We start from the raw sequence: 18,036 nt of genomic DNA on the forward strand, positions 1-18,036 counted from the left end.
CCGATCAGGACAGGGTCAGGGCAAAGCTGTTTTCCTGTCCGTTGAAATCCACGGTTTCGAACGTGATCCCCTGACCGGACCGCCGCAACACCGGTCGGGTTTCCAGAAACGGGTTGGTGCAAAGATCGGCAATGCCGTCATCGCCGTCCCAATGCCCGAGGGCATAGACCGTCCCGAAATGTTCGGTCAGCCCGGCGGGCACCCTGCCCTCCTCCAGCGCCGCGATCAGCGGTTTCGTGGACGGCGCGCCCGGCACGCCCAGCCCGAACAGGAAACCGGTGCCAGAGGAGACAAGCACGCCCTCCATCCCGTCGCAGGTGACGCGGAAAGCCTCTGACGGCGCATCCGGCATCCGCTGCCACAGTTCCCGATACTCGGCATCGACGCCGTCTTCGATCAATCCGCCCTTGTCATCGAAGAACATGAGCCCCGAATCCACCCCGTCCGGCACCCCGTGCCAGTTGATCAGCCGGTCCCAGGTGCAGATGCTGTCAGCAACCGTGATCGTCCCGGCGAACCCCTCGGCCTGCATAAGGACGCGCAGCGCGGGCGGGTCGAGATCGGCCAGCGCCGCCGCCCCCGACAGGTCGGGCCGGTCGGCCGGGATGCGCAGGTCGGCATAAAGCGCGCCGCATTGCATCCAGTGCACTCGCGTCGTCGCATCCTCGAACCCGGGTGCCTTGATCCAGTCGCGGCGCCAATGCGCCTGCAGGTCGGCTTCGGTGATCACGCGGCGGCCTTGTTGAAATCGGCCAGCTTGGCGACGATTTCGTCGGTGGTCTGCACCGCACCTTCCTGCAGGTATTCCATCGCGTTGAGCGACGCCTGATGCGCCTGCGGCGAGGTGCCGCCGACGCTGTCGGAAATCACCCGGCAATAGTAATCGTGCTGGTGGCCGTCGACAAAGGTGTAATGCACGCAAACATCGGTCATGCCGCCCACCAGGATCAGGGTTTCGGCCTTCAGCCCCTTCAGCAGGATTTCCAGCTCGGTCCCGAAGAAGCAGGAATAGCGCCGTTTCTGGATGAAATAATCGCTGGGCCGCATATCCATTTCCTCGGCCGCGACCGGCGTGCCAGGTTCGCCATCCATGCAATGGATGCCCTCGGACCCGTCCAGTTCGCGGCCGTAATCTACCATGTCGCGGCGGTGGGTTTCCTGGAAGAAGATCACCGGGATACCGGCGGCATGGGCGGCGTCGACCACCCGGCGCGCGCGCGCCATGTTGTCGTAGTAATCGGGCATGGTCGGGATGCCGGCGTTGGAACGATCCAGAAAGGCGCCCTTCTGGATATCGACCACGATCAGGACCGGTTGACCGACGAGGGTGGGCTGGCGGGGCATGGCATGTCTCCTGTTCAGGACTTGGTGGGTTCGGCGCCCATCAGGCGGGGCAGGTCGCCCCAGCGGGCGACCGCGGAAAACACCACGACGGACACGAAGATGAAGGTGATCGCGGCCACCGCCATCGTCGGCGTGTAGCCGTTGCGCAGCGAATTGAAGATTTGCAGCGTGACGGTCGAATAGGACGAGGCCGAGACGAAGAACATCACGATGAATTCGTTGAAGCTGAGCACCAGCGCGAAGAAGAACCCCGACACCGTGTAGGGGATCGTCTGCGGCAGGATCACGGTGCGGAAGGCGACCGCGCGGGTGGCCCCCATGGTGGCGGCGGCATCCAGGTGCGATTTCTCGATAGACTGCAGCCCGATCGAAATCGTCACGATCGGCAGCGCCAGGAACAGCGCCGCGTGACTGACCACCCCGGCCCAGATCGACCCCAACACGCCGAGGAAGGTCCACAGGAACCCCAAGCCCACGCCGAAAACGATGGGCGGCAGGGCAAAGGGCATCGATCCGAGGCCGGCCAGGAATTTCGATGCCTTGTCGCCCCGCGCCCACAGCCCGTAGGCCACCGGCCAGGCGATCAGCACCGCCAAGGCGGCGCTGCCGAAGGCGATGATCATCGAATTGGTCAGCGCCTCCACCCAGACCGGTTCGGAGACGAAGAATTCGTGGAACCGCACCAGCGTCGGGTCGCGCGGCGGAAAGAACATCGAACGCCCCGAATTCAGCGCCGCGCCGCAGACCACCACGATGGGCAGGGCCAGCATCACCGCCGACAGCGCCATGAACAGATTGCCAAGGCTGCGCAGGATCATGATGCATTCCTCCGGGTCAGCCACTGGCCAAGCGCCAGGAACAGCCCTGCCGTCAGTAGCAGGATCACCGCCTGCGCCGACCCGAAGGGCGCGTTCAGCGTGTTGCCCCGCACCGCCTCATAGACCGACACAGCCATGGTCTGTTTCGCCGGTTCCGCAAAGACCGTGACCGCCACGTAGACGCCCAGCAGGAACACGAACAGAAGCAATACCGATCCCATCAGCGGCAGCCGCACCGCGGGCAGGACAACCGTGCGCATCACCGTCCACGGCCCCGCCCCCATGGTGCGGGCAGCCTCGGTCATCGACCGGTCGAGCCGCGACAGCGGCGGGTAAAGCAGGATCACCGCATAGGGCCAGACCAGATAGGCCATGGTCAGAACGGTGGCGAAGACGGAGGTCTTGAATTTCACGTCGCGCGGGTTGGCCAACCCCCAGTCGCGCAGGGTCTCGAACCACCCCACATCCTTCAGCCACTGGGTCAGGCCGGTCGCCTTGAACACCATCGGCAGGCCCGACCGGTTCGACAGCAACACGTCCCAGCCCATCACGATGAAGACCTCGGACAGCGACAGGCTCGACAGGATGAAGACCAGCCAGGCGCTTTGCGCCCGTTTCGACAGGCCCGTCATCAGGTAGGTGAAAGGAAAGGCCGTGATCACCGCCAGGACCGAGGCGATCACCGCGTAATAAAGCGAATAATAAAGCTTCTGCAGGTAGAGCGCGGTGAATTCCTCGGGCCAGTTGGCGCCGACGAAAACCCGTTGATAGTTGGCGAAGGAAAACGCCCATTCCCAGCTCGCCCCTTCGATTTTCTGACCGAAGGAAATGGCGATCACCAGAAGGAACGGCGTCAGGCACAGGAACAAAGTCACCGCCCAGATGCCGATCCGCGCCAGCGGCAGGCGTTTCGCGGCAGCGGCGGCGGCCATCTGGGGGACGGCGCTGCTGGGTTCGCTGACCACGCTCATGCCGCTTCCTGCCCGGTGCGTGGGAAAACGTGCAGCCCCTCGACCGGCAGCGTGACGGTGGTGTCCTGCCCGATGCTGAAGCTGCGGTCGGTTTCGCCGCGCGCATATTCGACGACCATCGGCCCGATCTCGGTTTCCAGATGGATATCGCGCACCGGCCCCACGTCGCGCACGAAGGTAACCTTGGCCTTCAGCCGGCTGCCCGCGACGCCCTCAGTATCCAAGTAGGGCGTTTCCGGGCGGCAAGCGATTTTCACCGGCGACCCGCCGAGGAACCCGGCCGGTGTCTTCAGTTCCAGCAATGCATCACCGACGCGGATCTTGCCGCCTTCGACCACGCCGTCGAAGAAATTCGCCTTGCCGATGAAATCGGCGACGAAGGCGTTTTCCGGCTGGTGATAAATCTCCTGTGGTGACCCGACCTGTTCGACGCGGCCCTGGCTCATGACCACGATCTTGTCGGCCATGGTCATCGCCTCGCGCTGGTCATGGGTCACGACGATGGTGGTGATGCCCAGCCGCTGCTGCAACAGCCGCAGTTCGACCTGCATGTCTTCGCGCAGCTTGGCGTCGAGCGCCGACATCGGTTCGTCCAGAAGGAACACCTCGGGTTCCTGCGCCAAGGCGCGGGCGATGGCGACGCGCTGGCGCTGGCCGCCGGACAGTTCGCCGATGCGGCGGTCGCCGTAGCCGCTCAGCTGCACCAGGTCCAGCAACCGTTCGCCGGTTGCGATCGCATCCGATTTCGAGGTGCCCGAGATCACCAGCGAATAGACCACGTTTTCGCGCACGGTCAGATGCGGGAACAGCGCGAAATTCTGGAACACCATGCCGAAACGGCGCTTATGCGCCGCCAGCCCGGTGATGTTGTTGCCGCCCAGGTTGATCGACCCGCCGCTAGGCATCTCGAGCCCGGCAATCATCCGCAGAAGCGTGGTCTTGCCACAACCCGACGGACCCAGAAGCGCGGTCAATTCCCCTTCGGCGAAATCCAGATTGACGTTTTCGACAGCGCGAACGCTGCCGAAATCCTTGTAAATGCCGGACAGTTGCAGGCCATTCATGGCTCAGGCCCCTGCGAGCATTTTTTCCCAGGTTTCCTTGATGAAGGTCTCGTTGTCGAGATAGGCCTCGTAGGCGGGCTTGATCGAGGGCGCGCCCGACACCATCGCGAATTCCTCGTCGGTCAGGTCGGTCTTGGACTGATCGACCAGCGGCGCGGTGCCGATCATCCGCGACATCAAAGCCTGGGTGGCCGGATCGGAGGCGAAGTTCATGAACTCGGCCGCTTCGTCGGCCTTTTCCGAAATCGCCGACAGGCACCACGATCCGTAGTCCTGCGGGTTGCCTTCCTTCGGGAAGATCGGCTTGATCGGGAACCCGTCCAGCGCCATCAGGTTGGCCACGTCGAGGTAATACTGCCCGCCGATCACGTCGCCGTTCTTCATCGACTGTTCCATCTGGCTTTCGGCCGACCACCACAGGGCGACGTTGGGTTTGATCTCGGCCGCCTTTTCGACCAGCGCCACGATACCGTCCTTGGTCGAGAAGGTTTCGGCCCCCTCGAAGAAGGTTGCCGCAACGATATCGAGGAATTGCGAGTTGAAGTTCTTCGAAAGCCCCAGGCTGGCTTCGAATTTCGAGCTGTCCCAGAATTCGGCCCAGCTTGCGGGCGCTTCCACTTCGTTGGGGTTGATCACCATGGCGGTGAACCAGGACATCGCGCCGACACCGATCGCGCCGGTGGTGTCTTCGAAGATGAAATAGCCATCGAGATTCGAGGTCGCCGGCATCTTCGTCAGGTCGAGCGGCGCCAGAAGCCCGCCGATGCGCGAGGCCTTGATCATGGTGTCGCGGGCGTAAAGCGAAACATCGGCCGGTACGTTGCCCGCCGCCGTCGCCTGGCTCATCGTCACCAGCCAGTCGGTCGAATTGGGCTGGGTCACGCTTTCCACCGCGATCCCGGTCGCTTCGGTGAAGGCCGGATATACGTATTCCTTGAAGCTGTCTTCGAAATAGCCGCCATAGGACCCGATCTTCAGGCTGCGCGATTGCGCGATTAGGGGGGTGCCGATCACGCTGGAAGCGGCGGCCATGCCGGCCACGCTGCCAGCGGTTTTGAGAAGGGTGCGTCGGTTGATAGAGGTCATCGGTGTCTCCAAGAGTTGGGCACATGAGGGGCGAACCGGTGCCGTGAGTGCCCCTTGATGCTGGGATGACCCGACGGCAACGCGTGAGTCCCAAGGCCGGATTTTCGTCAACCCAAATGCAATTTGATCAATTTCTGGGCAGATCGGCGGGTCAGGTAAGGCTTTCTGACCAGCATTTGTATGCCGGTGCGCGAATCCGGGGAAGCATTGTGGCGGGCTCTCCCCGCCCCGTCGCAGCGCATCCAGCCCGTCGGCGGGGCCTTGTGGGGAACATCAGTCAAGAGGACTGAAAGAGGACTGACACATGCGTTCAGAAATTTCCCAAGACCAGCGCGCCCTGACGATAGAAGACGCCAACCTGCCCGTGATCGATCTTGGCGGATTGTTCACCGGCAATCCCGAAGACAAGGCCCGCGTCGCGGCCGAACTGGGCGACGCCGCCCGCACCTCGGGGTTCTTCTATATCACCAATCACGGCATCCCGCAGGAACAGGTCGACGCGCTTTTCGCCGCGTCCAAGGAATTCCACGAAAAGACCCGCAGCTTCAAAATGAAATACTGGTCGGGTTTCACCACCCACCACCGCGGCTATGTGCCGTTCGAGGAAAACGGGTCGAACTTCCCCAAGTCGATCAATTTCAACGAAGCCTGGGACATGTCCTATGAGGCGCCCGAAGACCATCCCGATTACCTGGCCAAATGGCGGATGACCGGCCCGAACATCTGGCCCGACATCCCCGGCTGGCAGGACACCGTTTCTGGCTATTACGATGCGGCCTTCAACCTGGGCCTGCGACTGCTGGATGCGCTGGCGCTGGAACTCGGCGTCGAGACCGAGGAACTGACCCGCCACATCACCTATCCGACCTCGCAGCTGCGCCTGCTGCGCTATATCGAAAACGACATGCCCGCGACCAAGGAAATCGTCGGCATCGGCGCGCATTCCGATTTCGAATGCTTCACCATCCTGCTGACCGGGTCGCCGGGCCTGCAGGTGATGAATGCCGAAGACGTCTGGATCGAGGCGCCGCCGCTGCCGGGCTGTTTCGTTGTCAATATCGGCGACATCTTCGAAGCCTGGTCGGGCGGCCAGTTCAAGTCGACGCAGCACCGGGTGATCAATATCGGCAAGGAACGCTATTCGATGCCGCTGTTCTTCGGGCTGGATTATCACACCGTGGTCGAACCGCTGGAAAAGTTCCGCACGCCCGAAACGCTGGAAAAATATCCGCCGATGAAGGCCGGCGAACACCTGATGCGGATGACGGTCAAATCCTTCCGCTACATGGCGGACGCCTATGACAAGGGCGAGTTGATCCCCGATTACGAGGTGCCCGAGGAAAACCCGTTCAAACGCGAAGCCAAGGAAACCTGAGCCCCCGGATTTCGCCACGGGCGTCCACTCGCAGTGATTGGGGAGGTCTAGCGGCCTCCCCTTTCACCCGCGCGGCTGCGGGAAGGTTTTGATCTTGTGACGGGGGCTTGGCCGCTTGGCCGGGGCGACCGCCCCCCTCATTGCCCGGAAGGGATCACGCGGCCTCCCCCGCGAACAAAGGCCCGGTGCCCACGGCCCGGATACTCGCATCCGCGTCGCGCAGCAGAAACAGCGCGCTGTAGCCGTGTCGCCGCATAAGGGCGCGGCCCTCCTCGACGCTCAGCACCATCAGGGCGGTCGCCCAGGCGTCGGCCTCGGCGGTGCTCGGCGCGACGACGGTCACCGAGGCGGGCGTGTTCAGCGCCGGCCCGCCCTTGCGCGGGTCCATCGTGTGCGACAACTCGCGGCCGTTGACCGTGACCCAATGGCGGTAATCGCCCGAGGTGGCGACGGCGGCATCGTGCAGCGCGAGGATCGAATGCGGCGCGCGGCGGGTCCGGTCCGGGGCCTCGACCGCGACGGTCCAGGCCTCGCCATCGGGGCGCAGCCCGATCGCACGCATTTCGCCGTCGATCCCGACCAGCGCCGACCCGATCCCGAAACCGCGCAGCGTCTCGGCCAGCCGGTCGACGCCATAGCCCTTGGCGATCCCGTTCAGGTCCAGCGTGACCGGCGCATGTTTGCGTACCCGCCCCGCCGCGACGTCCAGCTCAAGCGCATCGGATGCGGGCACCCGCTGCGCAGTCAATGCGGCACGGATACGGTCGGGCTGCGCCGCCTCGGGGCCGAAGCCCCAGGCGGTGACGGCATCACCCATGCCGATATCGAAGGCTCCTTCCGAGGCCCGCCCGATCTCCAGCCCGAGGCGCAGCACCTCGATCAGCCGAGCGGGCAAGTCGATCCAGTCGCCCACCGGCGCCGCGTTCAACCGCATCAGGTCGCTGCCGGGTTTCCAGGTGGACATCTGGCCATCGACCTCGTCCACCGCCGCCTGCAGCGCGGCCTGCACCGGCGCGGGATCGCACCCCGCAGGCGCGAAGAACAGCGCCGTCCAGCGCGTGCCCATGGTCGGCCCGTTCAGGGCGTGGCGTTCGGGATCAGTAGACGTCTTCTGCATAGCGTCCCTCCGCTTTCAGCACCGCCGGGGTCATCCCACTGGGTGCAAGGATTTCGGTCAGCGCCTCGGCGACGCCCGCGGCCATGTCGCGGCCGCCGCAGACCATGACCCGCGCGCCGTCCCGGATCAGCCGGGCAACCTCGGGCGCTTCGGCGCGCAGCGCGTCCTGCACGTAATGCGGCCGCACCCCGCGCGACACGGCGGTGACGATCCGGGACAGACGGCCCTCGGCCTGCCAGACCGGCAGGTCCTCGCCATACAGGAAATCGCTGTCGGGATGGCGCATGCCGAAGAACAGGTGGACCGGCCGCTGCCGCGCATTGCCGCGCACGAACCCGGCCAGCGGGCCGATCCCGGTACCCGCGCCGATCAGGATCAGCGGGGTCCGGCCGCGATCCGGCTGGAACCCGGGATTGCGGCGCAGGAAGGCCGACACCGTGTCGCCCGGCTGCAGCGCCGTCAACTGGCCGGAACACAGCCCGCCGGGATGCTTGCGCACCACGATTTCCACGAAGCCGTCACGGCGGGCGGAGGCGAGCGAATAAAGCCGCGGCAGGGCGGACCCGTCCGGCAGGATGCCCAGCAGGTCGCCCGCCCGGAACCGTGCGAAGCCCTGCCCGGTCAGCCGCTGCCACGGCGTCGCTTTCGGCAGCGCGAAGCGCAGGATCGCCATCGGGGCCTGCACCTCGGCACCGTAATCGCGGCGCGACAGCAGGGTCAGTTGCTGCGACACAGGCGGCACCGGCTGATGCGACAGTTCCAGATCGATCCCGAGCGCCTGGCCCAATGCGCGGCCCCAGCGGGCGAAATCCTGCGGCGACTGGCGGTCGACGGTGTCGAAGGGAACAAGCTGCACCCACCCCTTGTCCTGCGCGCCCCGGTCCACGGCGGCGGCGAAGGCGCAATACTCCGGGAAGCTGCGATCGCCGAAGCCGAGAACGGCCAGCGGCGCGGCGGGCACGGTTTCAAGCCGCCCGAGCCGGTCGAGGAATCCCTTCGCCGAGGCCGGTGCGTCGCCGTCGCCATAGGTCGCGGCCAGCACGATGAAACGTTCGGCGCGGCCATAGCGGGCCGGATCGAAGCCCGACATCGGGGCGGCATGGACGCTGTGCCCGGCGTCGGTCAGCGCCCGGTGCAGCGTCGCCGCGAACCCCCAGGTGCTGCCGCCTTCGCTGCCGACCAGCAGGATGGTTTCGGCCCGGCTGGCGGGCTGGTTGCCGCGAATGCGCGGCCGTCCGCGCCGCCCGGCCAGCCAGACCAGAACGCCGGTCGCGCCCAATGCAGGCACCCCAAGCGCCATCACCCCAAGCAGCAGGCCAAGCGCGGCAGCCCCCTGCCCGGTATGCAGCATATAGATGGTCTCGTTCACCCGGTCCCACCCGGCAAGGTCTGCCCAGGACAGCAGCGCGCCGGTGCCCTGATCGATATATCCGGTGCCTTGGTCCGTCTTCAGCGTGAACACGTCCGTCGCATCGTCCGGGTAGGGAAAGCTCAGCTCGCGCAGCTCGGCAACCGGGGTCGCCTGCAGCTGGTCGATCGCCCCAAGCGCCACACCGGTTTCGCCGCTCACCTCTGCCGGGAAGACCGGACCGGCAGCGCCATCGGGCAGCAGCTCGAACGTGGCGGCGCTCATCCACAGCGCCGTGGCCGAGGACAGAACCAGGCCGAATACGGCGACGCGGGCGATTTCCGTGTGCAGCCGCCCGGCAAGCGGGCCTTGCACCGGTGCGAACCAGCGCCGCCAGCCGCCCGCGCGCCGCGCCACCAGCGCCGCGCCGGACAGCGCCAGCACCAGCATCGCCGCCGCCCCCGCCGCCATGGCGATCCGGCCGCCAGCGCCAAGGAACAGCGACCGGTGCAGATTGGTCAGCCAGCGTTCGGTCTGATTGGGGTCGGCCGAAGCGACCCCCTGCCCGGTCGCGGGATCGATCACCGCCGCGCCGGGCGCGCCCTGATCGAACCAGTAGGCGGTGATCCGCCCCGACGGCGCGCGGCGGATCTGTTCGACGCCGGGATAGGCCGCCTGGATGCGCGTGCCGAGCTCGGCAACGCTCAGCCCGGCCTCGGCCTGCGGCGCGCTTATCCGGTCGGCCGCCGGGAAGATCGACAGCACCGCGCCGCTCAGCGTCAGCACGGTGACAAGGGCCAGGGCCACAAGCCCCGGCCAGCGGTGAAGGGCGCGGATCATCGCATGATCTCCTTACATGTCGTAGCTGAAATCGGCGATATAACGGCGGCCGCGCACCGGCTGGCCCGCGCCATCAGAGGTCAGCGGCACCGCCACCTCGTTCGGGCTGTCGCGCATATCCTCGACCGCCGCGTCGATATGGAGCGTATAGCCCGCATCGAACAGCGCATCGGCCAGGTCGAGCGTGATTTCCAGCGACCGGCCAGCGCCCACGCTGGCGCCGGTGATGCCGTTGATCTGCGCCGGATCGCCGCCGGTGGCGCGATACCAGTCGGTCAGGTGCTCGTAATATTTCGACTTGCCGCCCGCCATCCACAGGCTGCCGACATAGGCGCCCGAAGCGTCGGTGACATAGAGCGCGAGATAAGCACCGTCGCCGCCGTAGTTGTTGAGATTGGTGGTCAGCGTGACCGGGCGCGCCATGGCAAGACCGGGCAGCGTCAGCGCCGTTGTCAGCGCAAGCATTGCGAGGGGGGATTTCATCGTTTTAAGTCCTTCGTTGAAGATGGTGATGGGAGGGCCGGGGTCAGTTCACCTGAACCTTCGGCGGCGCGCCGTTGCCGAACAGGCCGTTCTGCGGCGGGGCGACTGTGCCGACAGGGGCCGGATTGGTCATGCCCCCCTTGCGGCCATAATCATCATCGTCGTCGTCGTCATCATCATCGTCGTCATCATCATCGTCGTCGTCATGGCTGCTGGCAAAGATCAGCGGCAGGTCGTCCTGCGCGTCGCCGAAAAGCGCCGCGAAGGGGCGCGATGCGCCGTCGTCTGCTGCGGCGCGCATGGCGCTCCATGCGGGGACACCGATGGCGGCCGTCAGCGCGGTCGAGGCGACAAGAAGGGTAAGGGTCTTTTTCATGACAGGTTTCCTTTCATCTGCTGAACCCAATCTGGGGACCCGACCTGAGGGTTTCCTGACGCGGCGGCGATTCCCGCTTCAGCCTGGCGTCAGGAACGAAAAAGGCCCCGCCGGGGAGAGCGGGGCCTGAGCGGCCGAAGGGACGGTCGGCCGGGGGCGCGGGATCAGGCGATATCGCCGGGTCCGGGCGCCCGCTTGTCGCCGGTGACCATGGCGCGGGCCAGGTTTTCGCGATGCCGGAAGGAGGCAAGCACAACGCCCCCCACATGCAGCGCCACCAGCAGAAGCATCAGGTTGGCGAAGGCTTCGTGCAGGTCCTCGAGCATCTCTTCGCTGCCTCCGCCATAACCTTCGCCACGGGTTTCGTATTCCTCGTCCTCGTCGCCGTCGGCGAAGGCAGGGGCAACCACCTGCGGCAGGTCGGGCAGCATCGCCATGCGCGCCGGTTCTTCCATCAGCCAGCCGGTGAAGGCGGTGCCGGACAAGGTGGCGAGCAGCGCAACGATCATCGCCGCGCCCGCCGGGTTGTGGCCGAGATAGCGGCGTTCCCGGCCCTGCACCATGTCACCTGCATAGGCCAGCGTCGCGCCCGGCCCTTTCATAAACTGCGTGAACCGCGCGTAGCGGCTGCCGATCAGGCCCCAGACCAGCCGGAAGGCGACCAGCCCGGCGACCGCATAACCGGCGAATTCGTGGACCGGCTGAAGCTCATCCGCCGTCAGCCAGGCGATTGCGAAGGCCGCGACCAGCCCCCAGTGAAAGATGCGGACAAGCGGGTCCCAGACCCGCACCGTTCCCGCCGCGCCGCCAGTCATCCGGGCGGTTTCCCGGGCGCCTATATCAGTCATCTTCCGACTTCTCCTTGGTCTTCCGGGGCCGGTCGTCGTCATCTTCGTATTCGAGCTCGATCACCTGCAGCGTCGAGGGATGCACCGTCACCTCGATCCGGCGGCCGTCGGCATCGGTACCGTCGATTTCATAGCAGCCGTCATCGATCTTGATCCGCCGCACCGTCCATCCGTTTTCCTCGGCCAGTTGCGCCACCGAGGCGCGTGGCTGCCAATCCGCCATCGGCACGAAGCAATCGTCGTCGGCCAACACTGCCCCGGCCGGCAGAACGGCGAGAAAGCTAAGAATTGTCAGTGTCTTCTTCATGGGCCAAACTCCGTGTTGCGGCCATTTCGGGATCGGTTATGAGCGGCGAAGCTGACGGCAGCCTGAAGACCGGCACTCGGGCGACGTCAGCTTTGCGTCAGCCGGGTCGGTCATGAAGGGCGCAACGGAACAGGAACGGGAACGGATATGCGCATATTGCTGATCGAGGACGACACGGTTCTGGGCGCCGCAGTGCGCGACCAGATCGCAAGCGACGGCCAGTCGGTGGATTGGGTCACCCGCCTCGACGCGGCGGGCGATGCGCTTGTCGGCGCGGCCTATGACCTGATCCTGCTGGACCTGATGCTGCCCGACGGGCGCGGCATCCCCTTCCTGAAAAAGCTGCGGACACGCGGCGACGTGACCCCGGTGATCATCCTGACCGCGCTCGACCAGGTGACCGACCGGATCGAGGGGCTGAACGCGGGCGCCGACGATTACCTGGTCAAACCCTTCGACCTGGCGGAACTGTCGGCGCGGATCGGATCGGTCGCGCGGCGTTACAGCGGCAACCCGAACCCGATCATCACCCACGGCGGGCTGGAAATCGACCTCGCCGCGCGCAGCATTTTCCGCGACGGCAAACCGGTGCAGCTGACCGCCCGCGAATGGGCCCTGTTCGAGGCCTTCCTGTCCCGCCCCGGTCAGCTTCTGTCCAAAGCGCAGCTTGAGGAAAAGCTCTATGCCTTCGATGCCGAGGTGGAAAGCAACACGATCGAGGTCCATGTCAGCCGCCTGCGCAAGAAGCTGGGACCGAAAGTGATCGAGACCGAACGCGGCATGGGCTACCGGCTGGGGGCGTCATGAGACTGCCGCGCAGCCTCATGGCCCGGCTGGGGCTGTCGCTTGGCATTCTGCTGACCGTCCTGTGGATCGCCGCCGCGACCGTCACCGCCACGATGCTGCGCCACGAAATGGACGAGGTCTTCGATTCCGCGCTGAAGGAAACGGCGCAGCGCCTGCTGCCGCTGGCCGTGGTCGATATCGTTGCGCGCGAAGATGACGGCGTGACCCAGCGGCTTGGCGCCATCCGCGAACACGACGAATTCTTCACCTATATCGTCCGCGACGCGCAGGGGCGTATCCTGCTGCAATCGCACACCGCCGACGCGGCCGTGTTCCCGCCCTACGACCAACCGGGTTTTGCCCAGACGGCGACCCACCGGCTTTACAGCGACGACGCGCTGCGGGGGACCATCCGGATCACCGTCGCCGAACCGCTCGAGCACCGCACCGCCGTCGCGCGCGAGCTTCAGATCGGGCTCAGCCTGCCGGTTCTGATCGTCATTCCGGTGACGTTGCTGGTCATCGCCGTCGCCGTGGGCGCAAGCCTGGGGTCGCTGCGCCGCTTCCGCGAAACGCTTCAGGCCCGCGATGCCCGCGACCTGTCGCCGGTGCCCGCAGACGATCTGCCCTCGGAAATCGCCCCGATGGCCGCCACGCTCAACGCCCTGCTGACCCGGCTGAGAGACGCGTTCGACGCCGAACGCAGCTTCGCCGCCAATGCCGCGCATGAATTGCGAACGCCGCTGGCCGGTGCGATCGCCCAGGCGCAGCGCCTGCGCGCGGAAACCGACGATCCCGCGGCATCGGCGCGAGCCGGCGACATCGAGGCGACGCTCAAGCGGCTCACCCGCCTGTCCGAACGGCTGATGCAGCTCGCCCGGGCGGAAGGCGGCCAGCTGCGGCTGGACCGGACTTCGGACCTGCGGACGGTGGCGAAGATCGTCACCGAGGATATCGGCCGCGCCACCGCCACCGGGCGCATCGCGCTGGCGCTTCCGGACCGGCCGGTCATTTCGGATCTCGACCCCGACATATTCGGCATCCTGTGCCGGAACCTGGTCGAAAACGCCCTGCGATATGGATCGGATGCCGCCCCGGTCGATGTGACCCTGACGACGGACGGAACCCTGAGCGTGGCCAATGACGGCGACACGGTGCCGCCCGAGAAACTGACCAAGCTGACCACCCGTTTCGAGCGCGCCGCTACCGGCACCGATGGCAGCGGCCTCGGACTCGCCATTGTCGCGGCGATCGCGGACCGGATCGGAAGCAAGCTTGTCCTGCAATCGCCCCGCAGCGGACGGGAAACGGGCTTCGAGGCGATCGTGACACTGCCCGTTTCGGAAGCGAAGCCCCCTCAAGTCGGGTGAGCGGCGCGGTAGCCGCGCAATGCGCCCGGGCCGTCCGACCGCCGCAGCCCCCTGCCCAAGTTGCCAAAGCCGATAGGACGGGGCAAAGTCAATCATCCAGCTTTTCAATCGGATACGGGCGGTCACGATGGAACAAAACACAGCTCCGACCGGGGTTCTTGCCAAGGTGATCCGCTCGATCGGAACCCCGGATTTCATCCCGGACCTGCTGGATTACATGCGCTCCATCGCCCCGTTTTACGGGGCTTTCGTGACCCGGCTGAGCCTGAGCGGGCCGCCCCAGCATATCTATGACAACGTGCGCGCCGAACGGCGGTCGGTGGTGGTCGACCGCTGGCTGGACAGGGCATGGCTGCTGGACCCGTTCGTGGTGAGCTTCATCAGCGAGAGGCATAAACCGGTCATGGTTCTGGGCGATGTCGCGCCCGACCGGTTTGCCAGCACCGACTATTTCGACATCTATTACAAATCCATCCGCCTAAAAGATGAACTGGCGGTCTTCGTCAAGTTGTGGGACGGCATGCTGTTCTTTTCCCTCGCACCGCAGAACGGGGCGAAGCGGTTTTCCAAGCGCGATGTGCGCCAGCTGACCGAAAAACATCCGATCATCGCGGCGCTGTGCGAACAGCATTTCTATCGCAGCCCGCGCACGCGGCAGGACCAGGCGGCGGGCCATGTCAGTCTCGAAGCGATGATCGAAACCGTCTGCACCGGGCTGACCGGCCGCGAGATCGAGGTGGTCCAGAACCTGCTGCGCGGCCATTCCACCCAGTCGATCGCGATGATGCTGGGCGTGTCCCCGGCGACGGTGAAGGTGCACCGCAAGAACATCTACCGCAAACTGGGCGTGTCTTCGCAATCCGGCCTGTTTTCGATCTTCCTGAAATCCGTGGGCTGACCCGGGTTCTACCCCCAGAGGGGTAGGAAATCCGTGCTCCCCTGGGGGTATTCACAGCCGGGCCGCCCTGCCCTTAGTCTGATTCCCGACGCCACCACAGGGGGTTAGGGGCCAGGCAATGATCGACGTAAGACATGTAACGAAACGCTTCGGAATAGGCGCGCCCGCCGTGACGGCCCTTGGCGACGTGTCGCTTGTCATCCCCGAAGGCAGCTTCTTCACGCTTCTCGGCCCCTCGGGATGCGGCAAGACAACGCTGCTGCGGCTGATCGCCGGGTTCGAATTGCCCAGCGAAGGCGAAATCGCGCTGGACGGCGACCCGATCGGCCACCTTGCCCCGCATGAACGCCCGGTCAATACCGTGTTCCAGAACTATGCGCTGTTCCCGCATATGAGCGTGGCGCGCAATATCGGCTTCGGGCTGGAGATGCTGAAACGGCCGAAATCCGAAATCAGCACCACGATCGAGGAAATGCTGGACCTGGTGCAGCTCGGCGCCTTCGCGTCGCGCCGGGTGGATCAGCTGTCGGGCGGTCAGCAGCAACGGGTCGCCCTGGCGCGGGCGCTTGCGCCCCGGCCCAAGGTGCTGCTGCTGGACGAACCGCTGTCGGCGCTGGACCTGAAGCTGCGCAAGGGGATGCAGAGCGAACTGAAACGGCTGCAGCACGAAACCGGCATCACCTTCGTCTTCGTGACCCACGATCAGGGCGAGGCGCTGGCCATGTCCGACCAGATCGCCGTGATGTCCGCCGGTGCGGTGCGCCAGGTGGGTACGCCCGAACAGATCTACACCAAGCCGCAAAGCCGCTTCGTCGCCGATTTCATCGGCGACACCAATATCGTGAAGGCGGATTTGCTGGGATACGAGGGCGACCGGGCGTTGATCCATTTCGGCGAAGGCGAAACGCTTGCCGTCCACGCCGCGTCCCTGTCGCTGCAGCCCGGTCCGGTCCATGTTGCCATGCGCCCGGAAACGATTTCGATCCTCGACGAAGGCGCGGAAACCGCCCTGTTGCGGGGCAGCGTGATCGACAGCACCTATTTCGGCGCCGGGTCGCAGATGCGGCTGCGGCTGGATGACGGCACCGAGGTCATCGCCCAGGTCGAACACCCGCGCGCCCCGGGCAGCCGGGTCGGGCTGCGCTGCGACAGCGCCATGCTGCACGTATTGGAAGACTGATGCGCGACGCCCTGCAAACCCAATCCAAACTGCGCAGCGCGCAAGCAACCCGCGCGGCACGCAAGCGGCGGGCGCGGCTGTTGCTGCTGCTGCCCGCGCTGCTGGTCATCGGGCTGTTCGGACTGGCACCGCTGTCCATCGCGCTGGTCTATTCCTTCCTCGAACCGGGCACCTATGGCGGCGTCGAATGGGTATTTTCGCCCGATGCCTATGTCCAGTTCCTGTACGAGAGGGATATTTTCGACGACACGCTGGTCTTCAACAGCGCCTATCTGCAGATTTTCGGGCGCTCCTTCGGGTTGGCGGTCATCACCATGATCGGCACGCTGATCGTGGGCTTCCCGGTGGCCTATTTCATCGCCGCCCGACCGCCGGAACAGCGCAATTTCTGGCTTTTCGCCATCACCCTGCCGTTCTGGACCAACCTGCTGATCCGCACCTATTCGATGCTGCTGATCGTGCGCGACGAAGGCTTCATCAACCTGATGCTGATCAAGGCCGGGCTGATCAGCAAGCCGCTGGAGATGCTGTATACCGACGGAGCGGTGTTGGCCGGGCTGGTCTACAGCTACCTGCCGTTCATGATCCTGCCGATCTATGCCTCGCTGGAAAAATTCGACTTCAGCCTGCTTGAGGCCGGGCACGACCTGTACGCCACGCGGTTCAACGTGTTCCGCCACATCGTCATCCCGCTCACCCGTCCGGGCATCGTGGCGGGCTGCGCGCTGGTGCTGATCCCGGCGCTTGGAGCCTATATCACGCCGGAACTGCTGGGCGGCGGCAAGAAGCTGATGATCGGCAACCTAATCGCGCTGCAATTCGGCGCCGGGCGCAACTGGCCGTTCGGGTCCGCCGCGGCGCTGATCCTGATGGCGCTGGTGCTGATCGCCCTGCTGGTCAGCCTGCGGGCTGGTGCTTCGAAGGAGGGCGGCAATGACTGATCCCGTTGGCAAGAAACCCGGCCTTTTCAAACGCGTGACGGGCAGCCGCGAATTGCGGCGACAACCCCTGTTCACCGGGATTTCCTGGCTGGTGCTGCTATTCCTCTACGCCCCGGTCGCGGTGCTGATCGTGTTTTCCTTCAACGATAACCGTTCGGTGGTGCGCTGGACCGAATTCAGCTTGCGCTGGTACACCGCCGCGCTGGACAATGGCGATATCCGCCGCTCCGCGCTGATTTCTCTGGAAGTGGCGCTGACCGCCACCGTCTTCGCAACCGTGATCGCCACGATGGCGGCGCTGGCAACCGCGCGCGGCGGCGCGTTCCGGGGGCGGTCTGCCGCCATTGCCCTGATCAACCAGCCGCTGATGATCCCCGAAATCGTCACCGCCATCGCCACGTTGTCGTTCTTTTCGATCCTGCGCCAGCTGACCGGCGTGACCGGGCTGGGCTGGCTGATCCTGGCGCATACGGTGTTCTGTATTCCCTTCGCCTACATGCCGATCCGCGCGCGGCTGTCGGACATGCCCGCCACGTTCGAGGAAGCCGCCGCCGATCTTTACGCCGCGCCCTGGCAGGTGTTCCGCCACGTGACCCTGCCGCTGCTGATGCCCGGGGTGATGGCGGGGGCGATGCTGGCCTTCGTGGTGTCGCTCGACGACGTGATCATCACGCTGCTGGTGGCGGGGCCGGGGGAAACCACCCTGCCGATCTACATCCTCGGCCAGATCCGGCGCGGCGTCACGCCCGAGGTCAACGCGGTGTCGACCATCCTGATCGCGGTGACCGTGGCGATGGTCGCGCTCACCTTCCTGCTGCAACGAAAACGAAAATAACCAGAAAGCCGCACCTCAAGCGGCCCCTTGAAACCCAACCGGAGACCTA

The 18,036-nt window shown here is 65.4% G+C and carries 19 protein-coding genes; 7 read left to right on the forward strand and 12 right to left on the reverse strand.

Translation table 11 applies throughout. The features are described 5' to 3' along the window. Nucleotides 1-4 precede the first annotated feature (4 nt). From GR167_RS13395 to GR167_RS13420, 6 genes are read right to left on the reverse strand one after another with little or no spacing between them, the layout of a single operon-like run. The gene (locus GR167_RS13395) at nucleotides 5-730 is read right to left on the reverse strand and encodes a hypothetical protein (protein ID WP_160974189.1); all 726 of its coding nucleotides are present in this window, start codon (nucleotides 728-730) and stop codon (nucleotides 5-7) included. Beyond that, on the reverse strand, nucleotides 727-1,344 hold the full coding sequence (locus GR167_RS13400; RefSeq protein ID WP_160974191.1) for a cysteine hydrolase family protein: 618 nt from the start codon (nucleotides 1,342-1,344) through the stop codon (nucleotides 727-729). Before GR167_RS13400 ends, GR167_RS13395 begins: the two co-directional genes overlap by 4 nt. Nucleotides 1,345-1,358: 14 nt before the next feature. After that, the gene (locus tag GR167_RS13405; protein WP_160974193.1) at nucleotides 1,359-2,162 is read right to left on the reverse strand and encodes an ABC transporter permease; all 804 of its coding nucleotides are present in this window, start codon (nucleotides 2,160-2,162) and stop codon (nucleotides 1,359-1,361) included. Beyond that, the gene (locus tag GR167_RS13410) at nucleotides 2,159-3,133 is read right to left on the reverse strand and encodes an ABC transporter permease (protein ID WP_160974195.1); all 975 of its coding nucleotides are present in this window, start codon (nucleotides 3,131-3,133) and stop codon (nucleotides 2,159-2,161) included. The genes GR167_RS13405 and GR167_RS13410 overlap by 4 nt, the downstream gene beginning before the upstream one ends. Then, nucleotides 3,130-4,197: an ABC transporter ATP-binding protein gene (locus GR167_RS13415; RefSeq protein ID WP_160974197.1), complete on the reverse strand. Its 1,068-nt coding sequence runs from the start codon at nucleotides 4,195-4,197 to the stop codon at nucleotides 3,130-3,132. Before GR167_RS13415 ends, GR167_RS13410 begins: the two co-directional genes overlap by 4 nt. Nucleotides 4,198-4,200: 3 nt before the next feature. Beyond that, on the reverse strand, nucleotides 4,201-5,283 hold the full coding sequence (locus GR167_RS13420; protein WP_160974199.1) for an ABC transporter substrate-binding protein: 1,083 nt from the start codon (nucleotides 5,281-5,283) through the stop codon (nucleotides 4,201-4,203). A gap of 304 nt (nucleotides 5,284-5,587) precedes the next feature. Between GR167_RS13420 and GR167_RS13425 the strand changes: the two genes are divergently transcribed. Continuing rightward, nucleotides 5,588-6,658, forward strand: a complete 1,071-nt coding sequence (locus GR167_RS13425; RefSeq protein ID WP_160974201.1) for an isopenicillin N synthase family dioxygenase — start codon at nucleotides 5,588-5,590, stop codon at nucleotides 6,656-6,658. 154 nt (nucleotides 6,659-6,812) lie between these two features. Here the strand turns inward: GR167_RS13425 and GR167_RS13430 are convergent, their stop codons facing one another. From GR167_RS13430 to GR167_RS13455, 6 genes are all read right to left on the reverse strand, one after another. After that, the gene (locus GR167_RS13430) at nucleotides 6,813-7,775 is read right to left on the reverse strand and encodes an FAD:protein FMN transferase (RefSeq protein WP_160974203.1); all 963 of its coding nucleotides are present in this window, start codon (nucleotides 7,773-7,775) and stop codon (nucleotides 6,813-6,815) included. Then, nucleotides 7,756-9,963 (reverse strand): PepSY domain-containing protein, encoded by a 2,208-nt coding sequence (locus GR167_RS13435; protein ID WP_160974205.1) that lies wholly within the window; start codon nucleotides 9,961-9,963, stop codon nucleotides 7,756-7,758. Before GR167_RS13435 ends, GR167_RS13430 begins: the two co-directional genes overlap by 20 nt. Nucleotides 9,964-9,975: 12 nt before the next feature. Further along, nucleotides 9,976-10,446 (reverse strand): DUF2271 domain-containing protein, encoded by a 471-nt coding sequence (locus GR167_RS13440; protein WP_160974207.1) that lies wholly within the window; start codon nucleotides 10,444-10,446, stop codon nucleotides 9,976-9,978. A 43-nt stretch (nucleotides 10,447-10,489) separates the two neighbouring features. Then, nucleotides 10,490-10,822 carry a hypothetical protein gene (locus GR167_RS13445; RefSeq protein ID WP_160974209.1) on the reverse strand — a complete coding sequence of 111 codons (333 nt, stop codon included), beginning with the start codon at nucleotides 10,820-10,822 and terminating at the stop codon, nucleotides 10,490-10,492. A gap of 164 nt (nucleotides 10,823-10,986) precedes the next feature. After that, nucleotides 10,987-11,670, reverse strand: a complete 684-nt coding sequence (locus GR167_RS13450) for a cytochrome b/b6 domain-containing protein (RefSeq protein ID WP_235915956.1) — start codon at nucleotides 11,668-11,670, stop codon at nucleotides 10,987-10,989. Further along, nucleotides 11,663-11,977, reverse strand: coding sequence for a PepSY domain-containing protein (locus tag GR167_RS13455; RefSeq protein ID WP_160974211.1), 315 nt, complete (start codon nucleotides 11,975-11,977; stop codon nucleotides 11,663-11,665). Before GR167_RS13455 ends, GR167_RS13450 begins: the two co-directional genes overlap by 8 nt. Before the next feature lie 147 nt (nucleotides 11,978-12,124). Between GR167_RS13455 and GR167_RS13460 the strand changes: the two genes are divergently transcribed. From GR167_RS13460 to GR167_RS13485, 6 genes are all read left to right on the forward strand, one after another. Then, nucleotides 12,125-12,784 (forward strand): response regulator transcription factor, encoded by a 660-nt coding sequence (locus GR167_RS13460; RefSeq protein ID WP_160974213.1) that lies wholly within the window; start codon nucleotides 12,125-12,127, stop codon nucleotides 12,782-12,784. Then, entirely contained in the window at nucleotides 12,781-14,133 is a 1,353-nt protein-coding gene (locus tag GR167_RS13465; protein WP_160974215.1) for an ATP-binding protein, read from the forward strand. Before GR167_RS13460 ends, GR167_RS13465 begins: the two co-directional genes overlap by 4 nt. 127 nt (nucleotides 14,134-14,260) lie before the next feature. Then, nucleotides 14,261-15,031: a helix-turn-helix domain-containing protein gene (locus GR167_RS13470; protein ID WP_160974217.1), complete on the forward strand. Its 771-nt coding sequence runs from the start codon at nucleotides 14,261-14,263 to the stop codon at nucleotides 15,029-15,031. A gap of 118 nt (nucleotides 15,032-15,149) precedes the next feature. After that, nucleotides 15,150-16,211, forward strand: a complete 1,062-nt coding sequence (locus GR167_RS13475) for an ABC transporter ATP-binding protein (RefSeq protein WP_160974219.1) — start codon at nucleotides 15,150-15,152, stop codon at nucleotides 16,209-16,211. Next, nucleotides 16,211-17,152 (forward strand): ABC transporter permease, encoded by a 942-nt coding sequence (locus tag GR167_RS13480; protein ID WP_160974221.1) that lies wholly within the window; start codon nucleotides 16,211-16,213, stop codon nucleotides 17,150-17,152. Before GR167_RS13475 ends, GR167_RS13480 begins: the two co-directional genes overlap by 1 nt. Next, nucleotides 17,145-17,987: an ABC transporter permease gene (locus GR167_RS13485; protein ID WP_160974223.1), complete on the forward strand. Its 843-nt coding sequence runs from the start codon at nucleotides 17,145-17,147 to the stop codon at nucleotides 17,985-17,987. Before GR167_RS13480 ends, GR167_RS13485 begins: the two co-directional genes overlap by 8 nt. Nucleotides 17,988-18,036 lie beyond the last annotated feature (49 nt).

Origin of the sequence: Thalassovita mangrovi (assembly GCF_009857745.1) — a bacterium.
In the GTDB taxonomy this organism is placed as follows: Bacteria; Pseudomonadota; Alphaproteobacteria; order Rhodobacterales; family Rhodobacteraceae; genus Thalassobius; species Thalassobius mangrovi.

Bases quoted from the DNA above. Each gene is read 5' to 3' on its own strand.
- GR167_RS13400 (WP_160974191.1), bottom strand. From the start codon at position 1,344: ATGCCCCGCCAGCCCACCCTCGTCGGTCAACCGGTCCTGATCGTGGTC.
- GR167_RS13405 (WP_160974193.1), bottom strand. From the start codon at position 2,162: ATGATCCTGCGCAGCCTTGGCAATCTGTTCATGGCGCTGTCGGCGGTG.
- GR167_RS13410 (WP_160974195.1), bottom strand. From the start codon at position 3,133: ATGAGCGTGGTCAGCGAACCCAGCAGCGCCGTCCCCCAGATGGCCGCC.
- GR167_RS13415 (WP_160974197.1), bottom strand. From the start codon at position 4,197: ATGAATGGCCTGCAACTGTCCGGCATTTACAAGGATTTCGGCAGCGTT.
- GR167_RS13420 (WP_160974199.1), bottom strand. From the start codon at position 5,283: ATGACCTCTATCAACCGACGCACCCTTCTCAAAACCGCTGGCAGCGTG.
- GR167_RS13425 (WP_160974201.1), top strand. From the start codon at position 5,588: ATGCGTTCAGAAATTTCCCAAGACCAGCGCGCCCTGACGATAGAAGAC.
- GR167_RS13430 (WP_160974203.1), bottom strand. From the start codon at position 7,775: ATGCAGAAGACGTCTACTGATCCCGAACGCCACGCCCTGAACGGGCCG.
- GR167_RS13435 (WP_160974205.1), bottom strand. From the start codon at position 9,963: ATGATCCGCGCCCTTCACCGCTGGCCGGGGCTTGTGGCCCTGGCCCTT.
- GR167_RS13440 (WP_160974207.1), bottom strand. From the start codon at position 10,446: ATGAAATCCCCCCTCGCAATGCTTGCGCTGACAACGGCGCTGACGCTG.
- GR167_RS13445 (WP_160974209.1), bottom strand. From the start codon at position 10,822: ATGAAAAAGACCCTTACCCTTCTTGTCGCCTCGACCGCGCTGACGGCC.
- GR167_RS13450 (WP_235915956.1), bottom strand. From the start codon at position 11,670: ATGACTGATATAGGCGCCCGGGAAACCGCCCGGATGACTGGCGGCGCG.
- GR167_RS13455 (WP_160974211.1), bottom strand. From the start codon at position 11,977: ATGAAGAAGACACTGACAATTCTTAGCTTTCTCGCCGTTCTGCCGGCC.
- GR167_RS13460 (WP_160974213.1), top strand. From the start codon at position 12,125: ATGCGCATATTGCTGATCGAGGACGACACGGTTCTGGGCGCCGCAGTG.
- GR167_RS13465 (WP_160974215.1), top strand. From the start codon at position 12,781: ATGAGACTGCCGCGCAGCCTCATGGCCCGGCTGGGGCTGTCGCTTGGC.
- GR167_RS13470 (WP_160974217.1), top strand. From the start codon at position 14,261: ATGGAACAAAACACAGCTCCGACCGGGGTTCTTGCCAAGGTGATCCGC.
- GR167_RS13475 (WP_160974219.1), top strand. From the start codon at position 15,150: ATGATCGACGTAAGACATGTAACGAAACGCTTCGGAATAGGCGCGCCC.
- GR167_RS13480 (WP_160974221.1), top strand. From the start codon at position 16,211: ATGCGCGACGCCCTGCAAACCCAATCCAAACTGCGCAGCGCGCAAGCA.
- GR167_RS13485 (WP_160974223.1), top strand. From the start codon at position 17,145: ATGACTGATCCCGTTGGCAAGAAACCCGGCCTTTTCAAACGCGTGACG.